We start from the raw sequence: 24,583 nt of genomic DNA, 5'->3' as shown, positions 1-24,583 counted from the left end.
AGGGAATCTCAGGGATCCTTAGGGCCTCAACACCACTTTTCTCAGCATATTTAATTGATTTTTCTTATCAAATTTTGAGCTTATAATAATTCTATAATCTATTGTTTTATATACTATATACTCTACTAAAAAGTTGTATAATTGAGCTATCTTATACCTTGTATAGTACCAAAGCATTTCCTTGCTCAGCTTCCTCTTCAGCAATTCCTTGCCCAGCTGAGTATGAACCATGGCCACCATCAACTTTGAAGTTCTGCTGATACCCTTGGTTTCTGTGGAGCCATGATGTATATGATAACTCATGATAACCCAAGGTGTTGTTCTAATGTTGCTGTAGAACAGAGGCATCCCTAGAACTGTTTCATCAGTTAAAAAGTACCTAATCCCAGCATCGATGTTTTTAAGGGACTCTTCGATATTTTCGAACATGGAGTAGTTGAGAGATTCGAGCAGATCTTTGCTCAGCCTGACAGCTTGTTTTGATCCTATAAAAAAGACGGTTTTCCATAAATTAAATGCTCTAAATCCATAGACCTCAATTTTCCTCACAATCCATTTTTATAGATCCCAGCTTTATGCTTCTATCCCACTACCCCTTCACTTTTGCTCACGCATAATCTATAACAGTGTAGAAGCCGAACCTTTTCACAAGCTCCCTGTCAAACCTGGCCAATCTTCCATCCAGCACGTTATCGCTGTCCACGACCAATGCATCTAAGCCTTCTTCTTTAGCATCTCTTAAAATACTCATGAACGTCATATTTCAGTCGCGCCAATTGCCATGCCTGATCTCTATATCCTCTAGGACAATCTTTTTGAGCAAATCCAATTGCCTGTCTGTGTATACATTGTCGATATAAACTATTCTACGATTGGTACCCATTATTTCAGCATTTTTGATTATACAGTAAGCAGGAACAACTTGAGGATTTATTGCTCAGGCTTGGGCTCATGGACCGCGAAGCGTTCACGTGTACCCCATACTATATAGGCAACAAGCCGAGCTACGGGGACGTGCTAGCATGGGCGGAGTCGTCCGCCGTAATCTACGCCAATTCAGTGATAGGAGCCAGAACAAACAGAAACTCATCTATTATAGAGATCTTCTCAGGCATACTCGGAGAAACCCCTGAATTCGGGCTACTACTCGACGAAAACAGGAGGGCCAGCTGGCTAGTAGAGGTTAAAACATCCTCAAAGCCAGACCCCTTCATCCTAGGCAGCCTCATAGGCAAGACAGTAGGCGAAGACGTCCCATACATCACGGGGCTAGAGAAATGGGGCCTAGAGGAATACGAGCTTAAAGACATGGGCTCAGCCATGGCGTCCTGGGGTGCTGTAGGACTATTCCATGCCGAAGGGCTTACCGCAGAGGCACGCGAGGAAGGAGCTAGGCTAATCAAAGACGCTCACAGACGCCTAGTAGTAGACGATAAAGCCTTGAAGGAAATGGAGGCGGAGATGGCTAAAGGTGCTTCCCCCGAGAAGACTGACCTCATCATTATAGGCTGCCCACACCTTTCACGAGAACAAGTCTCTCACTGGGCCCGGAGGCTCGAGGACAGGAAATTCATCAAGAGAACCCTCATGCTTGCAGCTCCCAAGATAATATCCGATGTTAAAGGCTCAAAGGATTACCAGCGTCTCAGAGAGGCCGGGGTAAGGCTGTCAAGCATATGCCCATTAATGTTCACCAATATTCCAACGTCCAAGAGACTCCACATCGCAACAGTATCGGGCAAGCTAGCATACTATAGTCACGCTGTTTTCTTCCGAGAGGATGCTCTTGTCGAGACGTTTACCGTGAGGAGGTGAGAAGGTGTGAGCAGGGAGGAGTTTAGAGGCCGACCGGTTGTCGCCGGAGAGGCTGAAGGAGAAGCTGTAGTTAGCAGGAGCGGTCTAAACTGGCTTGCAACATACCAGAAGACCATTGTATCGAGAACCAAGAAAGCTGTAGGTGCGGACAAAAACAACCCCGACATTTACGGGAAGGACTTAACGCATAAGATACTGGTGATACCGCAAGGCATAGGCTCAACCACGGGAGGACTAGTGATAGCAGAGATAGCCTGCATGAGGCTAGAACCAAAGGCCATCCTATGCACCCGTCAAGCAGACACACTGACGGTAAGCGGGGTCCTACTCGCCAACAACTGGTTTAACTCTAAGATAATACTCGTAGACCAGCTCGGAGAAGAAGTCTTGAAACGTATATCAACGGGGACAGGATCAAAGTATACCCGGACGGTAGAGTAGAGGTTCTGGGAAAACATAGCGTATAAACCTCTTCCCGGCGGGAAGGCGGAAACTAAGAGCCGGGCATTCATAAGAACATGCAGAAGAAGCATGACTGGTCAGGAATAAGGTGTTCTATACGAGTCTACCGTGAAGTTCCCGCGTGAGGGAGAGGTATACCTCCCTAAATGGTTTTAAAAGCCATCCAATATAGGGCGTGCTTGTCAGGAACCCCACGAGTCCGCTCAGAACCTTGTCATCGAGAAAGAACGGTAGAAGAAGGAGGTACAAGATGACGAAGATGAGGCCGGAGGCGAGAAGGGAGGCAAGAGTGGAGTTGATCCAGTACGCCACGGCGCTCGCAGCCGCGAAAGACGCTAGCGCCGGTATCAGCCCCTTAAGCGAGCCCCTAAGATCGATTCTCACACTGTAAACCCTGCTGGCGACAAAGTATATTGTGGTGGCCGCGACGAGTTCACCAATGCTATACGAGAGCATGGCTCCAGTGGCTCCCAGCTTCTCCACTAACAGCATTGCGGCAAGGATAACCGTAGCCCCTCTCACCGTTGCTACAAGGCCATTCCAGCGGGTAGCCCCAACGGTTATGAAGTGGCTTCCCAGTATGTAGCTCCCTAATACTGCGTCTGCCAGGAAGCCGGCAACGTATATGTTTGCGTAGCTAGCGGCAAGCGAGTAGCTTGAGCCGTAGAGCAGGATGATCAGCCACGGCTGCACAGCCATGTAGCCGAGCATGAGACCTGTGAGGGCTACCGAGGCGTATAGAGAATAGGAGCTTGCACCATTCCTGAGAGATTCCTCATCGCCTAGGAGCAGTGGTAGAGAGGTTAAAGCTGCTGTGGAGACAGAGGAGGTTATCACAGCTATAGGCGTAGCAGAGATCATTGCCACCTTGTAGTTTCCAATAACGGTATCCGAGACTCGCCTGGCGACGAGGGTGTCTACCATGGGCGGGACGAGTAACCCTGCTAGAGTAGCCAGGTAGAGCGGAAGAGACAGCCCGATAACATCCTTGACAGCTTCCCGGGAGAGCCTAGGCCTCCCGAAAAACTTAAGGAATAATAGGAGATAAAGCACTGACAGCAGGGTATAAGCGATTGTAAAGGAGGCTACCGCGCCGAACACCCCCCAAACCCGCGAGTATCAAGGCGACGGCGAAAACACCCCTTAAAGTGCTTAGAGCGAGGCTCACAGAGCCGGCGAGCGCATATCTCCCGAACCCGACATACGCGGAGGACACAGCTGAGAGAGCCGCACCAGCAAAGACATAGAGAGACAGCGTGCTGAGAAGAGGGGCAAGATCAGGCCTCATTAAAAGCCCCGCAAAGAAGTCCGCGTAAAGGAATACTATCAGGGAGCCGATCAAACCCAGTAAAAGCTTGAGGACCACGCCAGACCACACGTGTCCGAGCCCGTCCACCCCGTTTGCAGCGGCATACCTGGAAACCACCGTCCCGATCCCCAGATCCAGCAAGCCGGCGAGCAGAGAAGGGTAGACCAGTGCAAGGTTCACCAGCCCGTAACCCCCAGGTCCCAGAAGCCTCGCCACAAGAATGCTGAAAACCACCGCAACAAGAGCCGACAAGAGCTGGCTAGCGCTAAGGATTATTGTAGCCGAAGCCATGCGTCCACCTACACTACTCTGCAATGATTCCACCCCTAAACATTGCGAGAGCTACCCCGGTAGCTAGCTTTGCTGCCGAGATAAAGGTTTCCACAGGATGCATAGGTGGCTACCCCTCAACAAAACATTATTTTTCCGCCGTAATAAAACCATAGATGTCCGGCTATGAGAATATTGCTTGTCAGCCCCAAGGTCACTGGAATCGGAGGGATCTCAAGACACGTCTCGGCTCTCGTGGAAAGGCTTCGAAGAAAGGGCTTAGAAGTAGAGGTCGTTTCGGCTGAAAACACGCCACACATACCCGTTAAGGGGCTATACAACCCAAGCTTCGCACTCACATCAGCCGTTAAGACCCTACTTTTGCGAGTGAAGAGAGACGGCTTCGACATTGTACACGGGCACAACCTCCCAGTTTGGTTAAGCGTTAAATCAGCTCCGGCTAGAGTCGAGGTGCTCACCCTTCATGGTATATATTCGGAGAGCATAAGGATACTCTACGGGGGACTTGCCGGCGACATAGCAACCAAGCTAGAGTCGTGGATGCTTAAAAGAGTGGATGCTGTAACCTGCGTCTCCCCACGCGTCTGCGAGTACTACCAAAAGATTGGTGTAAAAACATACTACATACCTAACGGCCTGGATCTAGAGAAGCTTCCCCGCGAGGGGGTGAGGCTGTACGAGAGACAGGTGGTCTACGCGGGCAGGCTCAGCTACGAAAAGGGCTTCGACATACTTCTAGAGGCAGTGAGACTTGTGGACCCCAGCATCCATATTGTCGTTCTCGGCTCTGGTCTCAAGGAGCTCGAAGAGCGGGCACGAAGACTCTCAAAAGAACTTCCGAACTTCCACTACCTGGGCTTCAAGGAGCACTTCGAGACCCTCAAGATCATAGCCGGAAGCGATGCCCTCGTGCTCCCCTCTCGTGCAGAGGGTTTACCGACTGTCATCCTGGAGGCCATGGCCCTGAAAGTCCCCGTTATAGCATCGAGAATACCCGAGATAACCAGCGCCTTCGGCGAGCCCCTAGCAGTGCTCGTAGAGCCCGAGAACCCTGTTAAGCTCGCTGAGGCTGTAAACAACACCCTCATGAACCCCCCTCGACACATGATTGATAGGGCACGCGAGAAAGTTGAAAGAGAGTTCAACTGGGACGTCATAACTGAGAAATATGTTCAACTTTACGCGGAGATTCTCCGGTAAAGCGTATGGTCTCCATCGCTGTGGCTCACTACTCCTCCCACAATGTCGGAGGGGCTGAGAGGCTCCCGGGCTCTCTCCTCAGAGCACTACGCGAGAATGAGTTTAACGCCGAGCTCGTAACGAGAGGGCTTGACCCAAGGATCTTCACGCTTTTAGGACTCCCCGAGCTACCCTACAGGATCATCCCAGAGCCCTTGACCGTGAAGGCAGCAGAAAGTCTCAACAAAAAGTTAAGGAGACTCGGAAAGTTTCTTTTGTACAAGAATCTACACAGTATTATGGAGAACGAGGAGCCTGAGCTTGCACCTTCCGCGTAACATGCAGCCTCCCAGGCATCTCAGAGAGCCTTAGCGCCTCGTCCTTCTCGCCCTCAACTCTCTCAACATACCGTACAGGAAAGCCCATCGACGTAACGTCCAATAAGGGAGCAGTCGCCAATCCCCCGACCATACGGCGAGGTACAAACCCTTGACGGGCGCTAAAATGCATGCAAAGATTGGGTAAAGGTAAATGAATTTTCCAAGTAGTTTGTATACTATATGGGACCATCTATAACACTTCCAGAAATCATAATGAGTCCTGTACTTGATTATCACATGAGCGTACCCTCTTCCCCACCCCATTTGCTGCTTAACGAGATCCAATAGGCTCCTTCTGTGCCTACAGTAGGATCCAAGTGAGGATACCACGGAAATCTTAAAGCCGGAGCGGTAAGCCCTGTAGCTGAAGTCCAAGTCATCAGCTCCATAGGGAGGGTGTTCCCAGAACCCTCTGATCCTCTCAAAAACATCCCGCTTGAACGAGATGAAGGAGCCGCCGGCAAAGCACCTATCCCTGGCAAGCTCACTCGAATAGGCCCTCCCCCATTCCCACACCTTCTGTTCAAGCTCCTCAACGGGGGATTCCGCAACCCCTTTCCCACCCTTCACGTCCACCAGCTCTGCCCCCCCGTCCTCTATTGCGTTTACGACCCTCACGAAGTGATCTCTGCCCACCACGCAATCGGCATCAACGAAGCAGATTATCTCACCCTTCGCTGAGGAAACCCCTATGTTCCTAGCTATTCCAATCCCCCTACCCTCATCGTGAATCACCCGGATGTACTTCCTGAAGGCCTCAAGTATCCTCGGCGTGTTGTCACTGCTGCGAGCATCTACTACAATGATCTCTCTCTCCCAGCCCTCGGGCACCGCGGCGCGCAGTACGCTTAACAACGTGTAGCCGAGAGTCCTTCCGTTATTCTTCGAAAGGATGATCACGCTGAGAGTCTTCATACGCGAAGGAGGCTCGGATACCGGCATATTAACCCTCTCTTATGCTACGTACAAACTCAGCGTACCTAGGCGCCAGCTTTGTCCACGTGAAGAGGCGGGCTCTCTCGCGTGCCTTTGCCCCCAGCTCTTCCCTCAGCTCTTTATCCTCTGCGAGCTCTACTATGGCTTCGGCGAGGCTCTCCGTGCTCCCCAGCTCGACATACATAGCAGCATCCCCCAAGGCGCTTGTAGCTCCAGGGGTCCGCTCTGCCAGTATCGCTCTTCCCGCCGCCATGTACTGGAACATCTTCACACGCTCGGCATAGAAAACCATGGGGTGCCTGCTGTTGGGTGCGAGGAGGACATCAGCTGCGGCGAAGGCGCTCTGCCTCAGGAAGCTAGCATAGGGGAGGGAGCCCAAAACCCTTACGCGCCCGCGCAGCGCCTTAACGGCACGCAGAGTCGCGTTGTCCATCCTTGGAACCTGCAGCACTAAAACAGCGTTCCTGAGCCTCCTCGCGGCAGACGCGAAGGCTGCCAGCATTCGGTCAGTACCCTGGAGATCTACCCCATTCACCTTCCATATCCCGCCACTGTACATGAAAACAATGCTGTCACCGAGCCGGTACCTTTCCCTGAAGAACCTAGCGTCGCCAAAGCGTGGCGGATTAAACAAGGGATCGACTCCATAAGGTATATAAGTGAAGCGTTGGAGCCCGAGCTTACGCGCTGCAACCTCCATTAGAGCTCTGCTCCAGAATATTATGCCGTTGGCCTCCCGCAGGATCCTGACGTCCAGCGGGTGAATAGATCCCTGGGGATCCATCCAGACATCCATCCAGTCTACAATAATGGTGGCATTGTCTCCCCACACCCTACGTGACGCCAGATACGGGTTTAAGGCGATCACAAGGTCTACCTTCATGCCTGTGAGTGCCACCCGGCTGAAAAACTCTCGCAACAGCGCACTTACGTAGCGATCCCCTCCGCTTGTGCTGAGTTTTGTGAATAAACTCTCAACTTTTGCAATTCGTGGTACCATTTTTAAAGGAATGTAACTCAACTTTCCAAACCTGTTAATGAGATATTTGTATGAGATAATTTTCAGGCCTGGAATAGCTTTTTTTGCAAATAAGGGACGCCTGTAGGCAAGGGGGTCAAAGCCAGTGACAAATACACTCTGCGTCATCAAAGGATGTATAAAGCTAGGGACTTATTAAAGGTTCACTACGAACCGCGGAAAGCCTCTCATACAGTGCTAGCGCAAGATTCGGATATGATGCTACTACCAGGCTACCTGAAAGGAATCCTTTGTACATTTCAGGAAAACCCTAACACTGTGAGTGTTTCCGGCTACATAGTCAACATAGGAAAGGCCAGTAGCACGGCAAGGCTGCTAGTACTCAGAAACCTGTTCAACCTAGTATTCAAAGCCTATTAGAGGTACCTCCCAAACAGGTGCAAGTTCTTCGAATACCCTTCCCAGCTTACAAGAACCGTAAACTGCGAGTGGCCGACAAGTAGTAACACAGCCTATAAGCATGAAGTCTTCTTAAAGTATAAGTTTGACGAGAACCTGGAAGGTTACTCCTGCATGGCGGACGTACTCCTCTCATATAAAATCTTCCGAGACCACCTGAAAGGCTTATACATAACGCCCTTAGCTAAATTTATCCGCGAGGAGGGCTCCAAGGATATCTACGGAAGCAATTTAGACAAACACAGGAATGACTGCTGTAAATACATCCTCGCCAAGCTCCTCGGCTTCAAAGGTCTCTTACTGTATCATTGACGGAATCTGGGTAGAGCCATCCTCAAACTGTTAAATATCGCGTGGCTCACAAGTCGTCGGAGAAAACATTAAATACATTCTCGAGATGAGTTCAAAGTTTCTTCAAAGAGGGCCTGACCCTTCTCTACAGCTACTTTGAGATTCGAGGAATCGTATCTTTAAAAGCTTCGGAAAGACTCATTTCGAGGTATGTAGGGTATTGTGAAAAACTCCTATAACTTTTACGAAAGTAAACTTTAGCTATAAGTGACGTACTAATAGAGTCATGGATGCCCCCGCTAAAAACGTCTTACCACGTGTTACTATATGCACCGTAACGCTAAACCGTGAAAAAGTCATAAAAGAGGCGCTAAGATCGATGCTCTCGCAGACGTACCCTAAGGACAAGGTCTCCGTCATCATAGTCGACGGGGGCAGCAGCGACAGCACAGTGGAGACGTGTAGGAGCATGCTACAAGGCACTGGACTCGCAAGCTACGAGATTATAGTCCAGAAGAGCACTATCCCATGAAACCAAGAGGTACGGACAGACCCATTCACGGCTACCATCCAACACGCTTTTCCTAAAACCTCCCGGAATACACACAGTCAAGCGGTAACCTTATATCTAATACCCGAAAACCCCTCATGATGCTCACCCGCGACCTCGTAGGCAAAGTCGTGGTAACCCTCGACGGATTCCATGTTGGAAAAGTAGAGGAGTTGGAAATCTCGGAAGACTGGAAAGTCCAAAACCTCGTCCTCAGACTCACAAGCGATGCAGCCAGAGAAATAGGCATACGGCTCTCCTTCAAGCCACGGGGAATCGTAAGCACCGCCCATGTGAAGGGCGTGGCGGACTACATCACTATTGACGTTGAGAAAGCACAGCTAAAAGAAACCGTAAAACCCCACAAGTAACTAAGCTTTTTTCAAGCTGTTAGTCGAATCAGAGAGCCCTAGAGCTATCCACTAATACCAGAGCTACACCTCGACAAGCTCGCCGGACGGGATGAATCTTTTATACCATGTCTCGAACTTCACCCGCGTCGTGACATGACCCTCTACAGGCTCCAAAACCTCCTCATACACGCTGACCATGACGTCATACTTGCGATCCACAAACTCCGAGACCACAAGTACGTCGATGTCACCGGCAGCAGTCCGGGGGCCGCAGACAGCAGAGCCGAATAGGAAAAACCTCGCCTCGGGGTCTATACTCTGTACTATTCTTTTAACCTTCACCGCGACCTCGAGCGGGTTGTTACGACTCTTCATCGGACACCCTCCACCAGCGGCCTGAATACCTCCCTGATGAACCTGTAGAGGTCCGGAGCCTTCCTCTCCTCAGGCCTGAGCCCCCAGAAGACACCGAAACGCAATGCACGCCTGTAAGCAGCGTAAACCAGACTTGGAGTCAGAACAGGCATCGAGGACGGGGGAGGCTCAAAGCCGGGTGGGCATCAAACAAAGACTCCAATTCTAAAAATGATTGTTTTTATATTTTTCACGCGTTTCGTCGAAAGATAGCTCATTTATTGTCGAAAGTAAATTGGTTGCATGCAAAAAGTCATCTAGACATTGTGCTAGGGATTGAGAGGACTTGAATTTATTCCGCTCTTGGGTCTAAGGAGCTTCCGGTCTAGCGTCAGGTTAGCCGTATATATCCGTTGAGAAGGTATCAGACGATGTGGTCAAGAGATTAATCACTCGAATTTCTATTTTCGATATTACAAACAACCAACTATATTGAGGTAGTCGGCTTGGAGAGAAGAGGATTGCGTGATGTATCCATTTTTACTTATAATGTCTTCCAGTGAAATCTAACCTATCCTAGAAAACATTGGATTCTTCTGTTTATTTCTTACTGCTTCTCAGAGTTTTCCTGCTTTTGCTCGGCCTCAAGCTTCTTGAGCTCCTCCTCGATCTCCTTCTCTATCTCCTCTATCGGCTTGGGAGGCGGAGTCGTGGCCAGAGTATACCCTATCCAGGCCAGAATCCCGAACACCCCTACCACAGCGATAAAAGCCGACAACTGTAACAGTAGCATGCTCCACTCGGTGAAGAAGAGGATCCACCCGTATACGATGATAACCAGGATAGATATGACGGCTAGTGCAACGCCTATAAGCTGATCTCTCGACATATGAGGCCAATTAACTAAAAATAATTAAATACTTAATTCTTTCGCATATTATTGGAAAGCTGGAATACTGTATGTTCCAAGCTATGTTATTTTTTGGGACTTTCAAGCTGTTAAGTCCTTTTCTTTATGTATCTCTTTGTTTAGCAGTTTTTCTACTTCTTCTAGTTCTTTTAAGGTGTTTACGGGTAGCCATACTCCTTTGGTGTTTCAGCGTAACCCATCCTTTTGCCCTCTCCTCCAGCCATAATTACTACACGTGTTGCCTCAATCTCTTTTCTAAGCAACTCAATCGCTTTCATACCTCCACCCTATAGGTCTTGGAATATACGCATGAGGGGAGTTAGGGCGAGCTTTCATCATGTGAAATTTCTCACAATTATAATATTTATTCACATTTTTTCTAGGGAATAGACCTAATGAGAAGAAATCTCCCTATGATAGCCTGAATTTATTAGCTTGAAAAGGAGTATATTGAGTAGGCCTTATGGAGAGTAGATATTTGGCGTGGTTCGTCTTAGGATCTGTATGTTCTTGTGATGAACTTTTCTCCGCGGTATTCGACTATTCTGATGAGGTTTTTCTCCTTGAGGCTTGAGAGTAGTTTTTCAGGGTTTTCTCCCTTCTTCTCTAGGAGCTTGACGGCATAAGTGTATCTGAGGGGGTGTACCGAGGTCGTGGATAGGATCCACTGGGCTGGGTCGCCGTGGAGTGTCTCGGGGGGTGGTTCAGGCATGTTTAGTAGCTCGACCTTGTCTCTTCCTATGTGTTCTGTGAAGGTGTTGTAGGCTTCTACTAGCTTCTCGGGCGGAGGTGGTGTAGCGTATGGCTCTGCGGGTGGGCGTACCGGGACTGCTAGGTAGGCTTTATGGGGGTTTATGCTCGCGATGAACTCGGCGACTGCTCTTATCTCGCCTCTGCTGTCGTTGAAGCCTTCTACGAGCATGGTCTCCGTTATAAGCCTTCCCTTGAAGGTGTTCGCGAACTCGCGTATTCCTTCAAGGATCTCGCTTAGCCTTAGGCTGGGGTGGGGCCTGTTTATCCTCTTCCAGACCTGCTCGCTCGCAGCGTCCACTTTGACCGAGACTAGGTCTGCCTCTGCCAGGTCGAGCCTGCACTGCTCCTGGTAGAGTAGCGAGGCGTTTGTCAGAACCGCTATCCTTGAGCCTGTCTCGTGCCTGATCCCTGTTATCTCGGCGGCTATATTCAGGTCGAGGAGTGGTTCTCCGTCCGGGACGAAGGTCACGAAGTCTACTTCACCCTTGGTCTGGGCGAGTGTCTCTGCTACGTCGCGTACTATGTCTTGGGGGTCATAGAAGGGTTTTCTCTCTATGGTCATTTTTATTGTTCTACCGAGCTGGCAGTATATGCAGGAGTACGTGCAGAGCTTGTAGGGGATATTGTTGACGCCTAGGCTCCTCCCGAGCCTTCTCGAGTAAACAGGGCCAAATGCATATCTAAACGTAGAACGCCACCATAAAAATGGCTTTCATTACAATGACTAGAAGCAGGCCGGCAGTTAAAAGCTTTTAGCGTTTTTGTTGCCTGGTAAGGCCGCGTCTAGACTCTCAGGTCTATAGCGTATGGGCGTCCGAGTTGAGGGTGTAGGGCTAGAGATACGTAGTTTCCGAGTTTTAGGTGTTGTACTGCGGCTTCTACGTTGAACTTCATGGAGGCTAGGACGTGTATCCTGGTCCCCTTGACGATTTCGGGGTGGAGTCCTGCTGTGGGACCCGTGAGGATGTTGAGCCCGTTGGAGTTCTCGAGGATCTTGTCGAGGGTGAAGTTGAGTAGAGTCATCCCGGTTATCACCAGCGTCTTACACGCTGGAAGCAGTATCTCCTCCTCAACCTCTGAGAATGCGTGGCGTCGCAGCTCTCTGGATCTCTCGAAAACGTAGACCCTGCGTCCCTGCCTCCTTAGTTGCTCAGCCAGGGGACCCATATTTCCTATGAGGCAAACCGGCTCCTCCCCTATGTACTCGTAGATGCTGGCTGAAACAGGCTCGGCTAGATGGTATTGTGAGACCGCGTTGAGCATTGCGACTCCGAGAACCCTGTTAAGTGGGTTTAGATCGACTACGAATTCAGGCATCTCTTCGAGCCTCGGTGGCTTGGTATCGCCTAAGTCGTGCAGGTCTTCGTGCGGGATGTGTGCGAAGCCAAGTGCCCTGCCCCTTGGACCCTCGACGACAACGTAAGCAGCTTTAAGGCAGAGACAGTAGTCGACCAGCCGGAGTCCCCCGGCCATCGCTAGAGCGCGTTCTGCGAATAGCTTTACAAGCATGTGTTTGGTGTTATGTACATGTGTATCAAGAGGGGGTTCCCTGGCATGAATGCCCATGTTTGCCTAGTAGTGGGAGGGTGATATATGTATTACTGGAAGATAATACTGTATCGCACTTAAGGGTGTGCCGCCGCTTGACTCATAGTGTTAGAACGCGTGTTTTGCAGGGGAATTGGACTTGACGGGGAATAGTGTGTACTGCGGGAAGCCTTGCAGGAGAGGCGTTGTGGGGGGGACTTTCTCCCTCCTGCATGAGGGGCACAAGCTGCTTTTACGCACGGCCACTGTACTTTCATGTAGTCTTCTCGTCGGGGTTACATCGGACGAGTATGTTTCCCGTCATAAGAGGCATCCTGTCGAGCCGTTCGATGAGAGGGTGAGGGCCGTGCTGGGCTTCTTGAAGGAGGTTGATCCGAGTGTTGAGGTGAGCATCTACAGGCTTGACGATGCTTTCGGGCCGTCTGTCGAGGACGAGGGGGCAGACTGTATATTTGTCTCTGAGGAGACGTTTCGTGGAGCCTTCCTCGTGAACCTTCTTCGGAGAATCAAGGGGTTAGAGCCTCTTAAGGTGTACTCGGTGGAGATGTTGACTGTTGGGGGCTTGAGGCTGTCGAGCTCGCTCCTTTGGAGTAGAAGGGTTAATAACGCGTGATCCGTGGGAGTATTTTGCGTCTCAGGAGTTCTACGACTACGACGGCGAGGGCAAGGAAGGCTGCGAGGATAAGGAGGCCGGTGATGCTTCTCAGGGGTTCTCGGAGGGTTTTAGCTACCAGGTCTGCGGCAAGCACTACTGCTATTAGCCCTAGCCATGCGGCTACCAGGAGCGATCCTATGAATGCTATGACTCTTCCAAGCCTCAACCTACTCACCTCATGAGCCAGGCGGAGACCAAGGCTAGGGCTGCTGCTACTGCTTCGAGCAGGATGTATGCCTTTGCGACCTCGGGTTCCCTGGAGGGGCCGCCTACTGCGAGGATTACTCGTGTAAGGGAGAGTGGTGCGTCAGGGTCTGTGCTGGCGGTGAGGATACCGTTGTTGTCGACTTGTATTGGTCTTTTCCTTATTTGGCGGTGCTCTTTGAAGCCTCGGAAGCTGACGAGCACGAAGAAGCCGTTGAGCAGGTGTGGCAGGAGTAGTGTTAGGGCTATGAATTCCATGTGGTCTACGACTGCTATCGCGCCGATGAGTGCGCCGAGGAAGAGGCTTCCGCTGTCACCGTTGAAGACTCTAGCGGGGTACGCGTTGTACTTGTAGTAGGCTATCAGGGCTCCTAGCACGGCCAGAGACGCTATAAGGGTTGCCTCCCGGCCAAGGATCAGGCTTGCCACTGCCAGGGCTGAGAAGGCGATTATCGATGTCCCGGGGATCACGCCGTTCATCACGTCCAGCATGTTCACGATGTTCGCTGCCCCGGCTATCGAGAGGGGCATGAGGGCCCAGTAGATTATTGTTATCCTGAGCCTTCCGATAAGGGGTAGTACGGGTCGACCCCACTCTATGAGCTGGGGGGCTTGAACGCCTGCGACGAGGACCGGGAGTATCCCGAGGAGCGTGAGGACTGTTTTAACGCCTCCCCTGAGTATCTTGACGTCGTCTACGAGTCCTACGGCGAAGCACGTTGCCCCGCTGGCGAGCATTATGAGTATTTTCAGGGATAGTGGTGTGGAGGGGCCTGCAAGGAGGATTGTTGTTAGGAGTGAGGACGTGACTCCGAGGAATAATATTACTCCTCCGCTGTGGGCTACCGTGGGGTTTCCGGGCTTGTGTGCGTCGGGCCTGACTATGCCCATGCGTCTGAGGAGCTTTATGAGGGGCTCTGCTAGTAGGGCCGTCAGTATTAGCGAGGTGGAGAAGGCTAAAACAGCTAAATATAATTCCATCAGACCACCCCAAGCTCCCTTGCAGCGTAACCGATTATGACCGGGAATATTATGGTGGCGTCCCCGGGTACCGTGACGTGGTTGGCTTTCGGCTTAATCTTCCCCCAGCTTATCGCCTCGCGGGTCCTCGCGCCGCTCAGGCTGCCGTCCCACTCTGGAGCCGAGGTTACGGCTACTGCGTAGTCTAGCCCTCCCCTGAACTGGGCCCACCAGATTGTATGGTGTTTGGAGATTCCGCCGCCGAGCATTACTCCTCCAAGCTTTTCTGCGGAGTATATTATGTCCGCTATTTTCTCCATGTCTCTGACCAGGTCTATGCGTATCGGCTTGACTGTCGAGCTTGCCCGGCTCTTCTCGTTAAAGGTGTATACTGCCGTCCCGAACGCGCCGTCCACTACGCCAGGAGCGAAGACAGGGGTGTTCTTTAGGTGTGACGCTCTGAGTATGGATTTCTCGTCGCTGAGCCTCCTGCCGGCCTCGAATGCCAGCTCGCTTGGAGACCAGTCTGTCTTGACCTGTGAAAGCTCCTCGAGCATCATGTGCGTGAAGCCCTCCACGGGTGGACCATAGTTCTCGGCTGGGACGAGTATGTTGCCGAGGCGGTGAATCTCGAGCTCCTTGAGGTAGGCGTCGTCGAGCTCGAACTCTCCCACGTAGTACTTGTATCCCAGCCCCCTGGCTATGTCGTGGTCGAATGTACCTCCAGTGGTTATGACGGCGTTGACTAGGCCGTGGCGCACCGTGTCCGCTAGGAGGCCTCTAAGGCCCGTAGCTACTAGGTTTGCCGGGAAGCTATAGATGACTGTTGCCCCGCTCCTGTACATCTCGAGCAGTATGTTTGCGCTCCTCACAACGTATCTCGCTGAGAAGCCGCCGAGCTTTTCGAGGAGTTTTACGAGCTGGCCTGCGTTCTCCGCGGCTTCATCAAGGCTTAAATCGACTACAGGGGTTTGTAGTAGCGAGGATCTGTCACCGCTCATAGTTCACCTTACCTTTAAGGCGTACATGCTGGGCTTGGGGGTTTTGAGTAGCTTGGCAATGCTTGAATCCTCCAGGGAGATGATCGCCACAAACCCGTCCCAGTCGTCTGAGAACTCGCGTCCACCGCACACAGGGCATACCTCGATCTCGTCTTGGACGAGGGCCTTGCAGGTCGTGCAAGCCTTTAGGGGTAGTTTTCTCTTACGAGGCATCCTTCTCACCCTTCTTCTGCTTCTCGATTAGCTCCTTTATATGCTCGAGCTTGCCGAGGTAGGGCTGGCGCATGGTGAGCCTTACCCGCAGCTGTCCCCTCTGCACGTCGTATGTAACGCCCGTGACTCTAGCCCTCACAACGTCGCCTCTCCTTATTATCCTCTTGCCGCTTTCCGCTATCACGACGCCTTGATCCCTGTCATAGATGACCTCTTTGCTCGGGAAAACCTGGGACCTGTGGATGAACCCGTCTACCGCGCCTAGCCTGACGGTTATGCCTATATTCTCTACTAAGACCACCTCGCCCTCAACCACCTCCTGGTTCACGGGGCTGAAGACGAGGGCGGTGAACCTCGCCTGGTGGTATGAGCCTGCATCTCCAAAGGTGAGGTAGCCCTCCTCGGAGACCTCTGCACCCAGCACCGAGACTACTAGCCCTATGCCTTCTAGGACCCTCCCCTCGAAGTCCTCCTTGAGGACCTCTAGGGCCGCCTCATTCAACGGCTTCCCGAAAAGCTTTGGAGGTATCTTGACCGTGTCCTCGAGCAATATTAGCTTATACATAATATCTCTAGAGGCTCACACGTTGGCATCGTTATATTTATTTTTCTTATGAACACGACTAAGGCTACATTTAATAGTCACCCAGCCAAGATTATCACGGCCCGGCGGGAGCCCCGGGGGGCTAGCCCTCCCCTGTAACCGCAAACGGGCTCAGGGCGGGGGGTGTCAACCCTCAGGGGCGCCTGTAAGCTGCATGCCGGGGCGAGAAGGCCCGCCCATGAAGCCTGGGCCCACGGGACGCCTCGCTCCGCGCTAACCCCCTCGTAGGAGGGGCGAAGCGCGGCAAGGCTGAAACGGGTTAGGCCCGGGAGGGAGCGGCCCTAAGGCCGGCGGGGCGTGTTCGTGGAAGCCTGGGGTGAGGAAGGAGCCCTCTCGCCCTGGTATGCACGCCCAGGCCACCCTGGGGGGACGCCGCCGGGCCTTTCACAGCTTGGAGTAAACTAAAAGTTTAAGCGCTTCTGAAGCATATTTTTCACGGCGCGGTGGGCCGCCGGGCGGGCGCCGGCCAGCATCGGCGACGTGCTGGCTGTGGAACCCCCTCCCCTCCGCGGCGCGCGGCTGCGCAAGCAGCTCGGCGAAGAGCCGAGGGAGGGCGAGGCCTCCCAGCGCGAATGGAGATGACCCCCGAGTCACGGGGAGATGACGCTCTGGGTTTGCGTGGAATGTCCTCCCCGCGGGGTTAGGGTCAAACAGGCCCTGTGAGGGGCCGCGGTGAGGGCCGGGTGGACCCTTAGACGGATCCCGCCTAAACAGAAGAGGGGGTACGAGCGGTCCACCGCGCCCTTGGCCTGGGCCCTGGGTAAAATAAATAACCGTTTACTTGAGAGATTTTAACGTGTTTGGTGTAGTGGACCTGTTCTCGGGGGCTGGGGGGTTCTCGAGGGGGTTTAAGGAAGAGGGGTTTAGGATCCTCCTTGGGGTTGAGAACATGCCCCCCGTAGCCGAGGCTTACGCTGCCAACTTTCCGGAGGCAAAGGTGTTACCGCTCGACATAAAGGAGGTTCATTCACTGGACGTGTACAAGATTACCGGCAAGCCCGACGTTATCATCGGTGGCCCCCCCTGCGAGGCCTATACGCGGGCTAATCCTCGTCGGCGGGAGGACCCGTATGAGAGGCTTTATGATGACCCTCTCGGCTCCCTGGTGCTCCACTTTATAAGGATGGTGGGGGACCTGCAGCCGAAGGTTTTCGTTATGGAGAACGTGCCGGGCATAATGGACGACGGCCTGGATCTCGTCCTCAGGAGGGAGTTTGCAGAGGCCGGGTATAGCAAGATCTACTTTAATATCCTCCACGCGGAGGACTACGGGACCCCGTCCCACAGGACGCGGGTTTTCATCTCGAATATCCCGATAGAGCCGCCTAAGCAGCGTAAGGTTGTCGTCGCGGAGGCGTTGGAGGGGCTGCCTCCCCCGGACCCCTTCTATGGCGTCCCGAACCACGAGCCTGTTCCTCTGGGTCACCGTCGCTTGAAGCGTATAGCCAGGTTGAGGTGGGGCGAGCCCCTGGTGAGGTATAGGGGTTATAAGGGTAGGATACTTGGGAACATCGTGAGGCTCCACCCTTACAGGGTTGCCCCCACGGTTATGGGTTCTTCCAGGTTTGTGCACCCGTTTGAGGATAGGCTTCTCACAGTGAGAGAGCAGGCGCGTCTAATGGGGTTCCCCGACTACCACGTTTTCCTGGGGGGCAGGGATGTCCAGTTTAACGAGGTGGGAGAGGCTGTGCCTGTCCCGCTTGCAAGGGCCATAGCAAGGGAGGTGAAAAAGTATCTTGAGACTCAAACCTAGTGTCCATGCTCGTGCCGCCAGGCAAAAATTTTAATGCTTATGCTTGAGAAAGCGTGGAGGGGGATAGCTTGGAGAAAAACTCTATAATCCCTGTGCTCCATAATACTCAGAGCTCTCAGCGCCTAGCCGAGGTTGCACGCACAGTCTATGGGCTCGGATTTAACTACCTCATAGTCACGAAAGCTGTGGGGTCAGCCGCCCAGGTGGGTGTCCCCGAGGCCCAGAAGCTTGCATACAAGTTCGGTAGAAACCTCCTAGTGTTGGCAGACCTCTCAGAGGCTATAGAGCTCCTACAGCCCAGGAAGGTTCTCCTGGTTATGCCTGGCAAGTATGGTGGGCGGGGGCTCCACGAGGCCCTGGCAGAGGCGGCTAAAGAGTTGCGAGAGGGTGACAAGGTGTTCCTGGTGTTCGGGGGTGTAGAGCCAGGGCTGTCGCAGCGCGAGTTAAAGCTTGGAGAAATGGTTAGCCCGGAGGGGGTTGAGGAGGATATAGGGACTGTCGCCCTGGTCGCTATCTCGCTTTACAGGGTTAACGAGCTACTTAGAAGGCAGCCTTAGACGGGTTATTGTTTTCTTGTTTTTCCAGTCGTAGCTGCGTATCCTCTTTGAGCGCCCGAATCCGCAGTGTGCGCAGTAGCCTTTCCTGACGTTGAAGCTGTGGTGGCCACACCTCCTGCACCGTATGTGCGTCTTCCCGGAGCCCCTCTTACCGAAAGAAGTCGTCCCCTTGACCATCCCGCCTCACCTTAGGCTGGCGCGGGGCTTATTAAAACCACGTTGTCGCCCCTGACAATTATTGTTCCATACTGTCTTGTCTTGTTGCCTTTCACCTCCTCCGCGTTCTCTAGTATAAGATTCAAATGATAATCGAAGCTCTTAAGGGTGCCCCGTATCTCTCGTCCACCTTTCAGCTTGACAAGCACGCTTTTACCCACTGATTCGGCGAGCAAGTCTACTGTTCCCTCCATGTTTAACGCCTGGAATTCATGGTTGCTTCGCAATTTAAAGCTTTTTGCTTTACTTACTTGGTTTGCCAGAGCCTTTAAAGACCGATCCTCGAGGCAAAGCTTTGGCGCCGGGGCCGGGATTTGAACCCGGGCGCCCTTGCGGGCAACGGATTTCTTGGATCGTGGGATCTCGAGTCCGCCGCCTTAGGCCGCTCGGCCACCCCGGCACCATGACATCTCAGGCGGGGAGGGTAATGAACTTTACCGCAACGACGCCTACTAGCTGGGCGTTCAAGACGCTACAAACACGTTTTTAAGGTGAGTGTTTTTCCTTTCATTTTGAGTTTTTATGAAGAATATTGTCGTTTTTCTAGGCCCAGCCGGGAGCGGCAAAACCTCCCTTACGGCAGCCTTCGGTAGATGGCTAAAGGCTAAGATGCTGATACCGTCAACCTATGTGAACCTAGACCCTGGTGTCGAGTATCTCCCCTACAGGCCAGACGTGGACGTGAGGGACTATGTGACAGTAGAGAAGGTGATGCAGGACTACAAGCTGGGCCCAAACGGGGCGCTCCTTAAGAGCGCCGAGATAGCCTGTAAGCATCTTCCGGAGATTAGGGAGAAGGTTGAGAAGTACCCCTCGCCCTACGTCCTCGTAGATACCCCTGGCCAGATGGAGTTGTTTCTTTACAGGGATTTCGGGCCGCGTTTCGTGGAGGAGTTCCGGGAGGTAGGGTACATAATAGGTGTCGTGATACTAGACCCGACGCTTGTAGCCAAGGCCCACGACGTGGTCTCGCTAAAGCTACAAGCGATGATCGTAAGCCTCAGGCTGGGGATAGACGCTATACCCGTGGTAAACAAGGCCGATGCCCAGACTTTTAACCCAAGGCTACTCACGGACGCGGCTTACCTACGTGAACAGCTCGCAGGGACGAAAGGCTTGAGCAGCGAGATATCGGAGAGGATACTGGAATTGCTGGACGAGTACAGGCTAGCTATAAGGATACCCCTGATTTCGAGCATTACGGGTCAGGGGCTTGAAGAACTGTACGATCTTCTTCACGAGATATTCTGCGCATGCGGGGACCTCACATAGACTCGAGGAAGAATTTGAGGAGCGTATCGCTGGCAAGACCCTCCTCCACGTTTTTTAGTGGCACGCCTATCGAGACGACTTTTGTCCTGCCGTAGCGTCCAAGGCTTATAACCCTGGCGTTTATAATGCCCACGACGTCGAGCTCATTAATTATGTCGCTGATTCTCCGCGAGGTTACGGGCTCCATCCCCAGCTTGTTCACGAGCTCCTTGTACTTGTCGTAGACCAGGCCTGTTGTTATCATTTTTGATCCCTCGTTTTTGGAGAGGAGGTATATAGATGCCAGGACCAGTTTGACGTGGAGAGGCATAGTCTTTATAATGTCTACGGCTAGGTTCTTCTCTATCTCGCTCCTAGCCTTGTCCACGTGAGTCAGGGTAACCTTGCTAGCCCCTTCACGATCAGCGATATCCGCTGCCTTAAGGAGTATGTCCAACGCTAGCCGGCAATCACCGTTCTGCCTTGCGGCTATAGCGGCAACCTTCTTGATAACGTCGTCCTCGATTGCTCCCTCCTTGAGCGCCTCCCTAGCCCTTCTCTGCAAAATGTCTTCAAGCTGGACAGCGTTGTAGGGCGGGAACACCAGCTCCTCCTCTCCCAGGCTGCTCTTGACCCGGGCGTCGAGAAACTCGGTGAACTTCAAATCGTTAGTTATACCTATGAGGCTCACCTTAGAGTTGGAGAGCTCCTCGTTGACCCTCGTGAGGAAGTAAAGTACGTCGTCGCCCTGCCTCTTAACGAGGTTATCAATCTCGTCTAGGACGACTATTATTATGCTTCTCTGCCTCTCCAGGCCCTGGATAAGCCTCTTCATGACTTCTCCGAGGGCTAGCCCTGTGAAGGGGACTTTAACCCCGACGTGTTTTGCCAGCTCAGCTAAGACTCTGTAGCTAGTGTTGTTTTGTCTGCAGTTGATGTAGACGTAGTCTATCCTTCGCTGAGAGCTTTCACGCATCTTCCTCAAGACATATTTGGTGACGGCAGTCTTACCGGTCCCCGTCAACCCGTATATGAAAACGTTAGATGGGCGAGACCCCGAGAGGGCGGGCGCCAGAACCTTTGCCAGGGTCATGATCTGTTCATCCCTATGGGGCAGCTCCTCAGGTACATAGTCGGGTAGGAGCTTTTCCCGCTGCTTGAAGATTTTAGACTCTAAGTACTGGTGAAAAATGTCCTCTACCGACATTAGATACCCCTGATTTTCATAACAGGAGAAATAATTTTACCAAAACAATTTACAATGCAAAGGCTTTCGGCTTTATAATGCTTTAAATACAATCGTATTACAAAGCAGTATACACGAAACGGTGGTGTCTCGGAGGTACATGCCCCTCGTTTACCTGAAGCGATGTTTATATATCCATTAACGAGCCTAATAACTTTGAGCCGGGGTGGCCGAGCGGTCCAAGGCGATGGCCTGGAGTTAGCTCCTCGGAGAGCCATTGCCCGCAAGGGCGCCCGGGTTCAAATCCCGGCCCCGGCGCCACGTCTTTTTGAGGACTCTTATTCTCAGGCGAGGACGTGAAGTAGTCTCAAAGACCTCCCGTTTGCGAAAGAAAAGTTTATCAAGATTTTTAATTTCTTTGAGTTAGGCCCCGGTCGTCTAGCCCGGTCAACTGCACAAGGCTGAGAGGATAACGGCCTTTCGAGCCGTGGATCCCGGGTTCAAATCCCGGCCGGGGCACTTTCCCCGGTTAGGTTAAATTTTCGAGTAAAAACTATTAAACAAGCAGGATATTGGGGATGAAGGATGTCTCAGGAAGGATATAACGTAACACCCTGGGAGGCTAGGGGAAAAATAGACTATGATAAACTGATCCAGGAGTTCGGGGTTGAAAGGCTCAGCGAACCTCTGCTGGCCAGGATTAACACCCTAGCGGGTGGTCTTCACCCTCTCCTCCGTAGAGGCTTCTTTTTCGCACACAGGGATCTCAGCCTCGTGTTGGACGATTACGAGGCTGGCAGAGGCTTCTTCCTGTATACTGGGAGAGCGCCTAGCAAGGCTCCTATGCATATTGCTCACATTGTTCCCTTTATCGCCACGAGGTGGCTTCAGCACTCTTTTGGGGTTAACACGTACATAGAGATCCCTGACGAGGAGAAGTTTCTCGCAAAAAAAGTTGACTCTCTTGAGGAAGTTGAGCCCTATATCAGGCAGGACATTCTTAATATAGCGGCCCTAGGATTTGACGAGAACAAGACATTCATCTTTCGCGACAGCGAGTACATCGGCAAGATGTACAGGCCGGCCGTGCTGGTCGCCCGGCATATAAACCTCTCAACCGCCAGGGCTGTTTTCGGCTTCGACAACGAGACTAGCATAGGGCTTATCTTCTACCCTGCGCTCCAGATAGTCCCGACACTCTTCGAGAACCGCAGACCCCTAATTCCATGCGGTATAGACCAGGATCCATACTTCAGGCTTCAACGCGATATAGCCCCCAGGCTGAACAGGTACAAGACTGCAGAACTACTATCCAAGCTTGCATGGGGGCTTACGGGCCCAGAGAGTAAGATGTCTGCCTCCGAGCCTGAGACCGCTATAATGCTCAACGATCCTCCCGAGGTGGTGAAGAAGAAAATAATGAATGCTTTTACAGGCGGTAGAGCAACTGTCGAGGAACAACGTAAGCTTGGAGGAGTTCCCGAGGTTTGCACGGTCTTCCACTGGTATAGCCTTTTATTCGAGGAGGACGACAAGAAACTAGAGGAGAGATACTGGGCCTGTAAGACTGGGAAACTCCTGTGCGGTGAATGTAAAGCGGAGCTGGTTAAGAGGATCAATCACTTCCTAGCCCTGCACAACGAGAAGGTAAAAGACGTTGAAAAGAAGGTTTCAAAGTACATGTATGACGGGAAGCTTGCGCAGGAGATGTGGAACTGGGAGTTCAAGCCCTGAGAACGACACTTCTTATAATAACGGGCCGGCCGGGACTCGAACCCGGGGCTTCCGCTACGCCGTGCAGATGCACGGCGCCTCTACGGGTTAAGAGCTTCGACCAGTTTTATTCGACCGCCGCTCTACCTGGCTGAGCTACCGGCCCTTAGCGAGCTAATATGAGGGTGAGAGGATATTAAATTTTTTTCTATGCTAGAAAAGACGTGTTCTGGGTGAGACTTGGAAACGTATAGGCTGAATCTCTCCGGTCCTGAGGAACACTATCACGTCCTCTGAGGCTATCTGGGAAAGACTCCTGAGATCTATTATCAGTGCTCCAAAATACAGAGGTATGGATGACCTGTATAGGGAGACCACGACTGGTATCATCTCGTAATCCCCTACGGGTATGTCGACCTGGGGCAAGCCTCTCTCGATTACCCTTGCCAACGCCTCGCATCGATGCCTTTGAGCCTCGGCGGCTTTAAGAAGCATGCTTTCACGTAGCCTCTCCCAACGCTTACAGTCAACGCATAGGGCTAGCCTGGACTTTACGGCCAGGATGTCTACCTCGTAGCGCTTTCCCTGGTGCTTGAATCTCAGCGCCCTGTAGGCATTGAAGCCTGCCTCGCGTAAGGCTTGCGCTACGACTTCCTCAAATGTGCTCCAACCAGAATTCAGTGCAAGCGTGACTACATCGTAGCCGGCTAGCCAGGCTCGAAGTAGGAGACTGTTAAGCGGGGTCTTGACTATTCCTTGCTCAACAAGTACCCCGATGCTTTTCAAAAAATCTTCGACAAATAATTGGTCGACTCCAGAAGCCTGAGCTATATTTGAAACACTTACAGTTTTTTGTTGAGAAAGCAATCGAACAGTAGACGTAAGGACTATTTCGGCTCTAAGAACAGAGCCCAAGCCCCTTAACCTTTAAATGATTATGGAGGCCATAGGGGGTAGTTTAGGCCACCTCTCGGCCGCCTCCTTCGCGAGGGGCCCCCTTATCTCTGTGCCCTTGGGGTCGCCTTCAGGCGTTATTATTACCACGGCATTGTCTTCAAAGGCGATCCAGGTTCCGTCCGCTCTCCTGTATGGTCTCCGCTGCCTGATCACTATCGCCCTCATGACCTGCTTTCTAAGCTCCGGCTTGCCTGCCCTTATAGAGACAACAACCATGTCTCCCACCGCGGCGCCGGGGACCCTCCTCCAGACTGCCTTATAGTGGGGGACGCCTATAACCTTGGCGAGTGTCGCACCGGAGTTGTCAGCAACCTTTACCAGGCTCTCCATGAAGATGCCAGGGGTCAATCCAAGCCTGTATGAAACGCCAACTGTCTTTGGGCCTCTCTTGGCCATTTAATTTCACCTCTGAACCTTTGCAAGAACGACGTAGGATATAGATTTTGCGAGGGGTCTTGTCTCGCCTATTATGACTCGGTCGCCTGGCTTCACCTCTATGCACTCGGGAACCCTTACGTGCTTCTTTGTTTGCCGACGCTCATACCTCTTGTACTTCTTATTGTAGTAGAGGTACTCGTGTACAACGACGGCAGCCCTGTTCATCTTAACGTCCTCCACTGTGACCTCTAATACCTGCCCTCTGACGGGCAGCGTACCGTGCCACGGGCATAGTGGGTCGTCGCATTTCTTATCGGGCGGGTTGAGACCCGGGATACCAACGTGTTTCTTAGGCATAATTTAAAC

34 protein-coding genes, 4 tRNA genes, 2 other RNA genes and 1 pseudogene are annotated in these 24,583 nt (G+C 52.2%); 17 read left to right on the top strand and 24 right to left on the bottom strand.

From position 1 onward, the window contains the following. Window positions 1–18: 18 nt before the first annotated feature. Window positions 19–549 carry a hypothetical protein gene (locus MA03_RS07590; protein WP_052884673.1) on the bottom strand — a complete coding sequence of 177 codons (531 nt, stop codon included), beginning with the start codon at window positions 547–549 and terminating at the stop codon, window positions 19–21. Between the two features lie 58 nt (window positions 550–607). After that, window positions 608–760, bottom strand: coding sequence for a hypothetical protein (locus MA03_RS08830; RefSeq protein WP_191118540.1), 153 nt, complete (start codon window positions 758–760; stop codon window positions 608–610). A gap of 155 nt (window positions 761–915) precedes the next feature. Between MA03_RS08830 and MA03_RS07585 the strand changes: the two are divergent. Both MA03_RS07585 and MA03_RS07580 read left to right on the top strand, forming a co-directional pair. Further along, window positions 916–1,815 (top strand): annotated as a pseudogene (locus tag MA03_RS07585) (aconitase X); the annotation flags it as partial. A 6-nt stretch (window positions 1,816–1,821) separates the two neighbouring features. After that, complete coding sequence (locus MA03_RS07580) at window positions 1,822–2,256, top strand: aconitase X swivel domain-containing protein (protein ID WP_052884671.1); 435 nt, start codon at window positions 1,822–1,824, stop codon at window positions 2,254–2,256. A gap of 114 nt (window positions 2,257–2,370) precedes the next feature. Here MA03_RS07580 and MA03_RS07575 read toward each other — a convergent pair whose 3' ends face one another. Beyond that, on the bottom strand, window positions 2,371–3,378 hold the full coding sequence (locus MA03_RS07575) for a lipopolysaccharide biosynthesis protein (RefSeq protein WP_191118539.1): 1,008 nt from the start codon (window positions 3,376–3,378) through the stop codon (window positions 2,371–2,373). Further along, on the bottom strand, window positions 3,305–3,901 hold the full coding sequence (locus tag MA03_RS08965; protein ID WP_191118538.1) for a lipopolysaccharide biosynthesis protein: 597 nt from the start codon (window positions 3,899–3,901) through the stop codon (window positions 3,305–3,307). The genes MA03_RS07575 and MA03_RS08965 overlap by 74 nt, the downstream gene beginning before the upstream one ends. A gap of 141 nt (window positions 3,902–4,042) precedes the next feature. Here MA03_RS08965 and MA03_RS07565 point away from each other — a divergent pair, with 141 nt between their 5' ends. Together MA03_RS07565 and MA03_RS07560 are read left to right on the top strand one after the other, a co-directional pair. Next, complete coding sequence (locus MA03_RS07565; protein WP_052884668.1) at window positions 4,043–5,077, top strand: glycosyltransferase family 4 protein; 1,035 nt, start codon at window positions 4,043–4,045, stop codon at window positions 5,075–5,077. A 5-nt stretch (window positions 5,078–5,082) separates the two neighbouring features. After that, window positions 5,083–5,394 (top strand): hypothetical protein, encoded by a 312-nt coding sequence (locus MA03_RS07560; RefSeq protein WP_052884667.1) that lies wholly within the window; start codon window positions 5,083–5,085, stop codon window positions 5,392–5,394. 30 nt (window positions 5,395–5,424) lie between these two features. Here the strand turns inward: MA03_RS07560 and MA03_RS07555 are convergent, their stop codons facing one another. After that, a complete protein-coding gene (locus MA03_RS07555) occupies window positions 5,425–6,378 on the bottom strand; it encodes a glycosyltransferase (protein ID WP_052884666.1) in 954 nt (317 codons plus the stop codon). Window position 6,379: 1 nt separating this feature from the next. Next, window positions 6,380–7,519: a glycosyltransferase gene (locus tag MA03_RS07550; protein ID WP_052884665.1), complete on the bottom strand. Its 1,140-nt coding sequence runs from the start codon at window positions 7,517–7,519 to the stop codon at window positions 6,380–6,382. Between the two features lie 6 nt (window positions 7,520–7,525). Between MA03_RS07550 and MA03_RS07545 the strand changes: the two genes are divergently transcribed. From MA03_RS07545 to MA03_RS07530, 4 genes are all read left to right on the top strand, one after another. Next, complete coding sequence (locus tag MA03_RS07545; protein ID WP_052884664.1) at window positions 7,526–7,771, top strand: hypothetical protein; 246 nt, start codon at window positions 7,526–7,528, stop codon at window positions 7,769–7,771. A 153-nt stretch (window positions 7,772–7,924) separates the two neighbouring features. Further along, window positions 7,925–8,122, top strand: a complete 198-nt coding sequence (locus tag MA03_RS07540) for a hypothetical protein (RefSeq protein WP_052884663.1) — start codon at window positions 7,925–7,927, stop codon at window positions 8,120–8,122. A 265-nt stretch (window positions 8,123–8,387) separates the two neighbouring features. Continuing rightward, the gene (locus tag MA03_RS07535) at window positions 8,388–8,633 is read left to right on the top strand and encodes a glycosyltransferase (protein WP_052884662.1); all 246 of its coding nucleotides are present in this window, start codon (window positions 8,388–8,390) and stop codon (window positions 8,631–8,633) included. A gap of 116 nt (window positions 8,634–8,749) precedes the next feature. Beyond that, a complete protein-coding gene (locus MA03_RS07530) occupies window positions 8,750–9,022 on the top strand; it encodes a PRC-barrel domain-containing protein (RefSeq protein WP_052884661.1) in 273 nt (90 codons plus the stop codon). 63 nt (window positions 9,023–9,085) lie between these two features. On the opposite strand, the gene MA03_RS07525 is transcribed toward MA03_RS07530, so the two are convergent. From MA03_RS07525 to MA03_RS07510, 5 genes are all read right to left on the bottom strand, one after another. Further along, window positions 9,086–9,379, bottom strand: coding sequence for a nucleotidyltransferase domain-containing protein (locus tag MA03_RS07525; protein WP_052884660.1), 294 nt, complete (start codon window positions 9,377–9,379; stop codon window positions 9,086–9,088). Further along, complete coding sequence (locus tag MA03_RS08825) at window positions 9,376–9,531, bottom strand: hypothetical protein (RefSeq protein WP_191118536.1); 156 nt, start codon at window positions 9,529–9,531, stop codon at window positions 9,376–9,378. The genes MA03_RS07525 and MA03_RS08825 overlap by 4 nt, the downstream gene beginning before the upstream one ends. Before the next feature lie 434 nt (window positions 9,532–9,965). Further along, a complete protein-coding gene (locus MA03_RS07520) occupies window positions 9,966–10,247 on the bottom strand; it encodes a transcriptional regulator (protein ID WP_052884659.1) in 282 nt (93 codons plus the stop codon). Between the two features lie 514 nt (window positions 10,248–10,761). After that, window positions 10,762–11,643: a radical SAM protein gene (locus MA03_RS07515; RefSeq protein WP_052884658.1), complete on the bottom strand. Its 882-nt coding sequence runs from the start codon at window positions 11,641–11,643 to the stop codon at window positions 10,762–10,764. Window positions 11,644–11,804: 161 nt separating this feature from the next. Continuing rightward, a complete protein-coding gene (locus tag MA03_RS07510; protein ID WP_191118795.1) occupies window positions 11,805–12,530 on the bottom strand; it encodes a Rossmann-like domain-containing protein in 726 nt (241 codons plus the stop codon). Between the two features lie 178 nt (window positions 12,531–12,708). Between MA03_RS07510 and MA03_RS07505 the strand changes: the two genes are divergently transcribed. Beyond that, the gene (locus tag MA03_RS07505) at window positions 12,709–13,182 is read left to right on the top strand and encodes a pantetheine-phosphate adenylyltransferase (RefSeq protein ID WP_191118535.1); all 474 of its coding nucleotides are present in this window, start codon (window positions 12,709–12,711) and stop codon (window positions 13,180–13,182) included. Here the strand turns inward: MA03_RS07505 and MA03_RS07500 are convergent. Genes MA03_RS07500 through MA03_RS07480 form a run of 5 tightly spaced genes read right to left on the bottom strand, consistent with a single transcriptional unit; the run spans window position 13,169 to window position 16,167 of the window. Then, on the bottom strand, window positions 13,169–13,390 hold the full coding sequence (locus tag MA03_RS07500; RefSeq protein WP_191118534.1) for a hypothetical protein: 222 nt from the start codon (window positions 13,388–13,390) through the stop codon (window positions 13,169–13,171). The two genes, MA03_RS07505 and MA03_RS07500, sit on opposite strands and share 14 nt — an antisense overlap. Window positions 13,391–13,395: 5 nt before the next feature. Beyond that, entirely contained in the window at window positions 13,396–14,409 is a 1,014-nt protein-coding gene (locus MA03_RS07495) for an MraY family glycosyltransferase (RefSeq protein ID WP_052884654.1), read from the bottom strand. Beyond that, window positions 14,409–15,389 carry a deoxyhypusine synthase gene (locus MA03_RS07490; protein ID WP_052884653.1) on the bottom strand — a complete coding sequence of 327 codons (981 nt, stop codon included), beginning with the start codon at window positions 15,387–15,389 and terminating at the stop codon, window positions 14,409–14,411. Before MA03_RS07490 ends, MA03_RS07495 begins: the two co-directional genes overlap by 1 nt. A 3-nt stretch (window positions 15,390–15,392) precedes the next feature. After that, a complete protein-coding gene (gene spt4 / locus MA03_RS07485; protein WP_052884652.1) occupies window positions 15,393–15,602 on the bottom strand; it encodes a transcription elongation factor subunit Spt4 in 210 nt (69 codons plus the stop codon). After that, on the bottom strand, window positions 15,592–16,167 hold the full coding sequence (locus MA03_RS07480; RefSeq protein WP_052884651.1) for a DNA-directed RNA polymerase: 576 nt from the start codon (window positions 16,165–16,167) through the stop codon (window positions 15,592–15,594). Before MA03_RS07480 ends, spt4 begins: the two co-directional genes overlap by 11 nt. A 102-nt stretch (window positions 16,168–16,269) precedes the next feature. Between MA03_RS07480 and ffs the strand changes: the two genes are divergently transcribed. The 4 genes from ffs to MA03_RS07470 all read left to right on the top strand — a co-directional run bounded on the left by ffs (window position 16,270) and on the right by MA03_RS07470 (window position 18,516). Beyond that, window positions 16,270–16,584, top strand: an RNA gene (ffs, locus tag MA03_RS08820) — signal recognition particle sRNA. Between the two features lie 65 nt (window positions 16,585–16,649). Continuing rightward, window positions 16,650–16,943, top strand: an RNA gene (gene rnpB, locus MA03_RS09105) — RNase P RNA component. A 59-nt stretch (window positions 16,944–17,002) separates the two neighbouring features. After that, on the top strand, window positions 17,003–17,959 hold the full coding sequence (locus tag MA03_RS07475; RefSeq protein ID WP_236944867.1) for a DNA cytosine methyltransferase: 957 nt from the start codon (window positions 17,003–17,005) through the stop codon (window positions 17,957–17,959). 68 nt (window positions 17,960–18,027) lie between these two features. After that, window positions 18,028–18,516 (top strand): RecB-family nuclease, encoded by a 489-nt coding sequence (locus tag MA03_RS07470; RefSeq protein ID WP_236944866.1) that lies wholly within the window; start codon window positions 18,028–18,030, stop codon window positions 18,514–18,516. Here MA03_RS07470 and MA03_RS08815 read toward each other — a convergent pair. The 3 genes from MA03_RS08815 to MA03_RS07460 all read right to left on the bottom strand — a co-directional run bounded on the left by MA03_RS08815 (window position 18,496) and on the right by MA03_RS07460 (window position 19,132). Then, the gene (locus MA03_RS08815) at window positions 18,496–18,693 is read right to left on the bottom strand and encodes a 50S ribosomal protein L37e (protein WP_191118533.1); all 198 of its coding nucleotides are present in this window, start codon (window positions 18,691–18,693) and stop codon (window positions 18,496–18,498) included. The genes MA03_RS07470 and MA03_RS08815 overlap by 21 nt on opposite strands. Window positions 18,694–18,704: 11 nt before the next feature. After that, a complete protein-coding gene (locus tag MA03_RS07465) occupies window positions 18,705–18,926 on the bottom strand; it encodes an LSm family protein (protein ID WP_052884648.1) in 222 nt (73 codons plus the stop codon). Between the two features lie 102 nt (window positions 18,927–19,028). Continuing rightward, window positions 19,029–19,132, bottom strand: a tRNA-Ser gene (locus MA03_RS07460). A gap of 122 nt (window positions 19,133–19,254) precedes the next feature. On the opposite strand from MA03_RS07460, the gene MA03_RS07455 reads away from it, so the two are divergent. Beyond that, window positions 19,255–20,004, top strand: a complete 750-nt coding sequence (locus MA03_RS07455; protein ID WP_052884647.1) for an ATP/GTP-binding protein — start codon at window positions 19,255–19,257, stop codon at window positions 20,002–20,004. On the opposite strand, the gene MA03_RS07450 is transcribed toward MA03_RS07455, so the two are convergent. Next, the gene (locus MA03_RS07450) at window positions 19,997–21,190 is read right to left on the bottom strand and encodes a Cdc6/Cdc18 family protein (RefSeq protein ID WP_052884646.1); all 1,194 of its coding nucleotides are present in this window, start codon (window positions 21,188–21,190) and stop codon (window positions 19,997–19,999) included. The genes MA03_RS07455 and MA03_RS07450 overlap by 8 nt on opposite strands. A 199-nt stretch (window positions 21,191–21,389) precedes the next feature. On the opposite strand from MA03_RS07450, the gene MA03_RS07445 reads away from it, so the two are divergent. From MA03_RS07445 to MA03_RS07435, 3 genes are all read left to right on the top strand, one after another. Next, a tRNA-Ser gene (locus tag MA03_RS07445) sits at window positions 21,390–21,490 on the top strand. Between the two features lie 106 nt (window positions 21,491–21,596). Continuing rightward, window positions 21,597–21,688 (top strand) — tRNA-Glu (locus MA03_RS07440). 66 nt (window positions 21,689–21,754) lie between these two features. Next, window positions 21,755–22,903 (top strand): tryptophan--tRNA ligase, encoded by a 1,149-nt coding sequence (locus MA03_RS07435; protein ID WP_052884645.1) that lies wholly within the window; start codon window positions 21,755–21,757, stop codon window positions 22,901–22,903. A gap of 21 nt (window positions 22,904–22,924) precedes the next feature. On the opposite strand, the gene MA03_RS07430 is transcribed toward MA03_RS07435, so the two are convergent. The 4 genes from MA03_RS07430 to MA03_RS07415 all read right to left on the bottom strand — a co-directional run bounded on the left by MA03_RS07430 (window position 22,925) and on the right by MA03_RS07415 (window position 24,574). Next, a tRNA-Lys gene (locus MA03_RS07430) sits at window positions 22,925–23,048 on the bottom strand. A gap of 47 nt (window positions 23,049–23,095) precedes the next feature. Continuing rightward, window positions 23,096–23,797 carry a restriction endonuclease gene (locus tag MA03_RS07425; protein ID WP_052884644.1) on the bottom strand — a complete coding sequence of 234 codons (702 nt, stop codon included), beginning with the start codon at window positions 23,795–23,797 and terminating at the stop codon, window positions 23,096–23,098. Window positions 23,798–23,809: 12 nt separating this feature from the next. Next, a complete protein-coding gene (gene rpl14p / locus MA03_RS07420; protein WP_052884643.1) occupies window positions 23,810–24,235 on the bottom strand; it encodes a 50S ribosomal protein L14 in 426 nt (141 codons plus the stop codon). Between the two features lie 6 nt (window positions 24,236–24,241). Continuing rightward, on the bottom strand, window positions 24,242–24,574 hold the full coding sequence (locus tag MA03_RS07415; protein ID WP_052884642.1) for a 30S ribosomal protein S17: 333 nt from the start codon (window positions 24,572–24,574) through the stop codon (window positions 24,242–24,244). Between the last annotated feature and the right edge of the window lie 9 nt (window positions 24,575–24,583).

It is taken from the genome of Thermofilum uzonense (assembly GCF_000993805.1).
Lineage (GTDB): Archaea > Thermoproteota > Thermoprotei > Thermofilales > Thermofilaceae > Thermofilum > Thermofilum uzonense.
The sequence above is the reverse complement of the archived record's forward strand: the minus strand, read 5'-3'. Positions and strand labels throughout refer to the sequence as shown.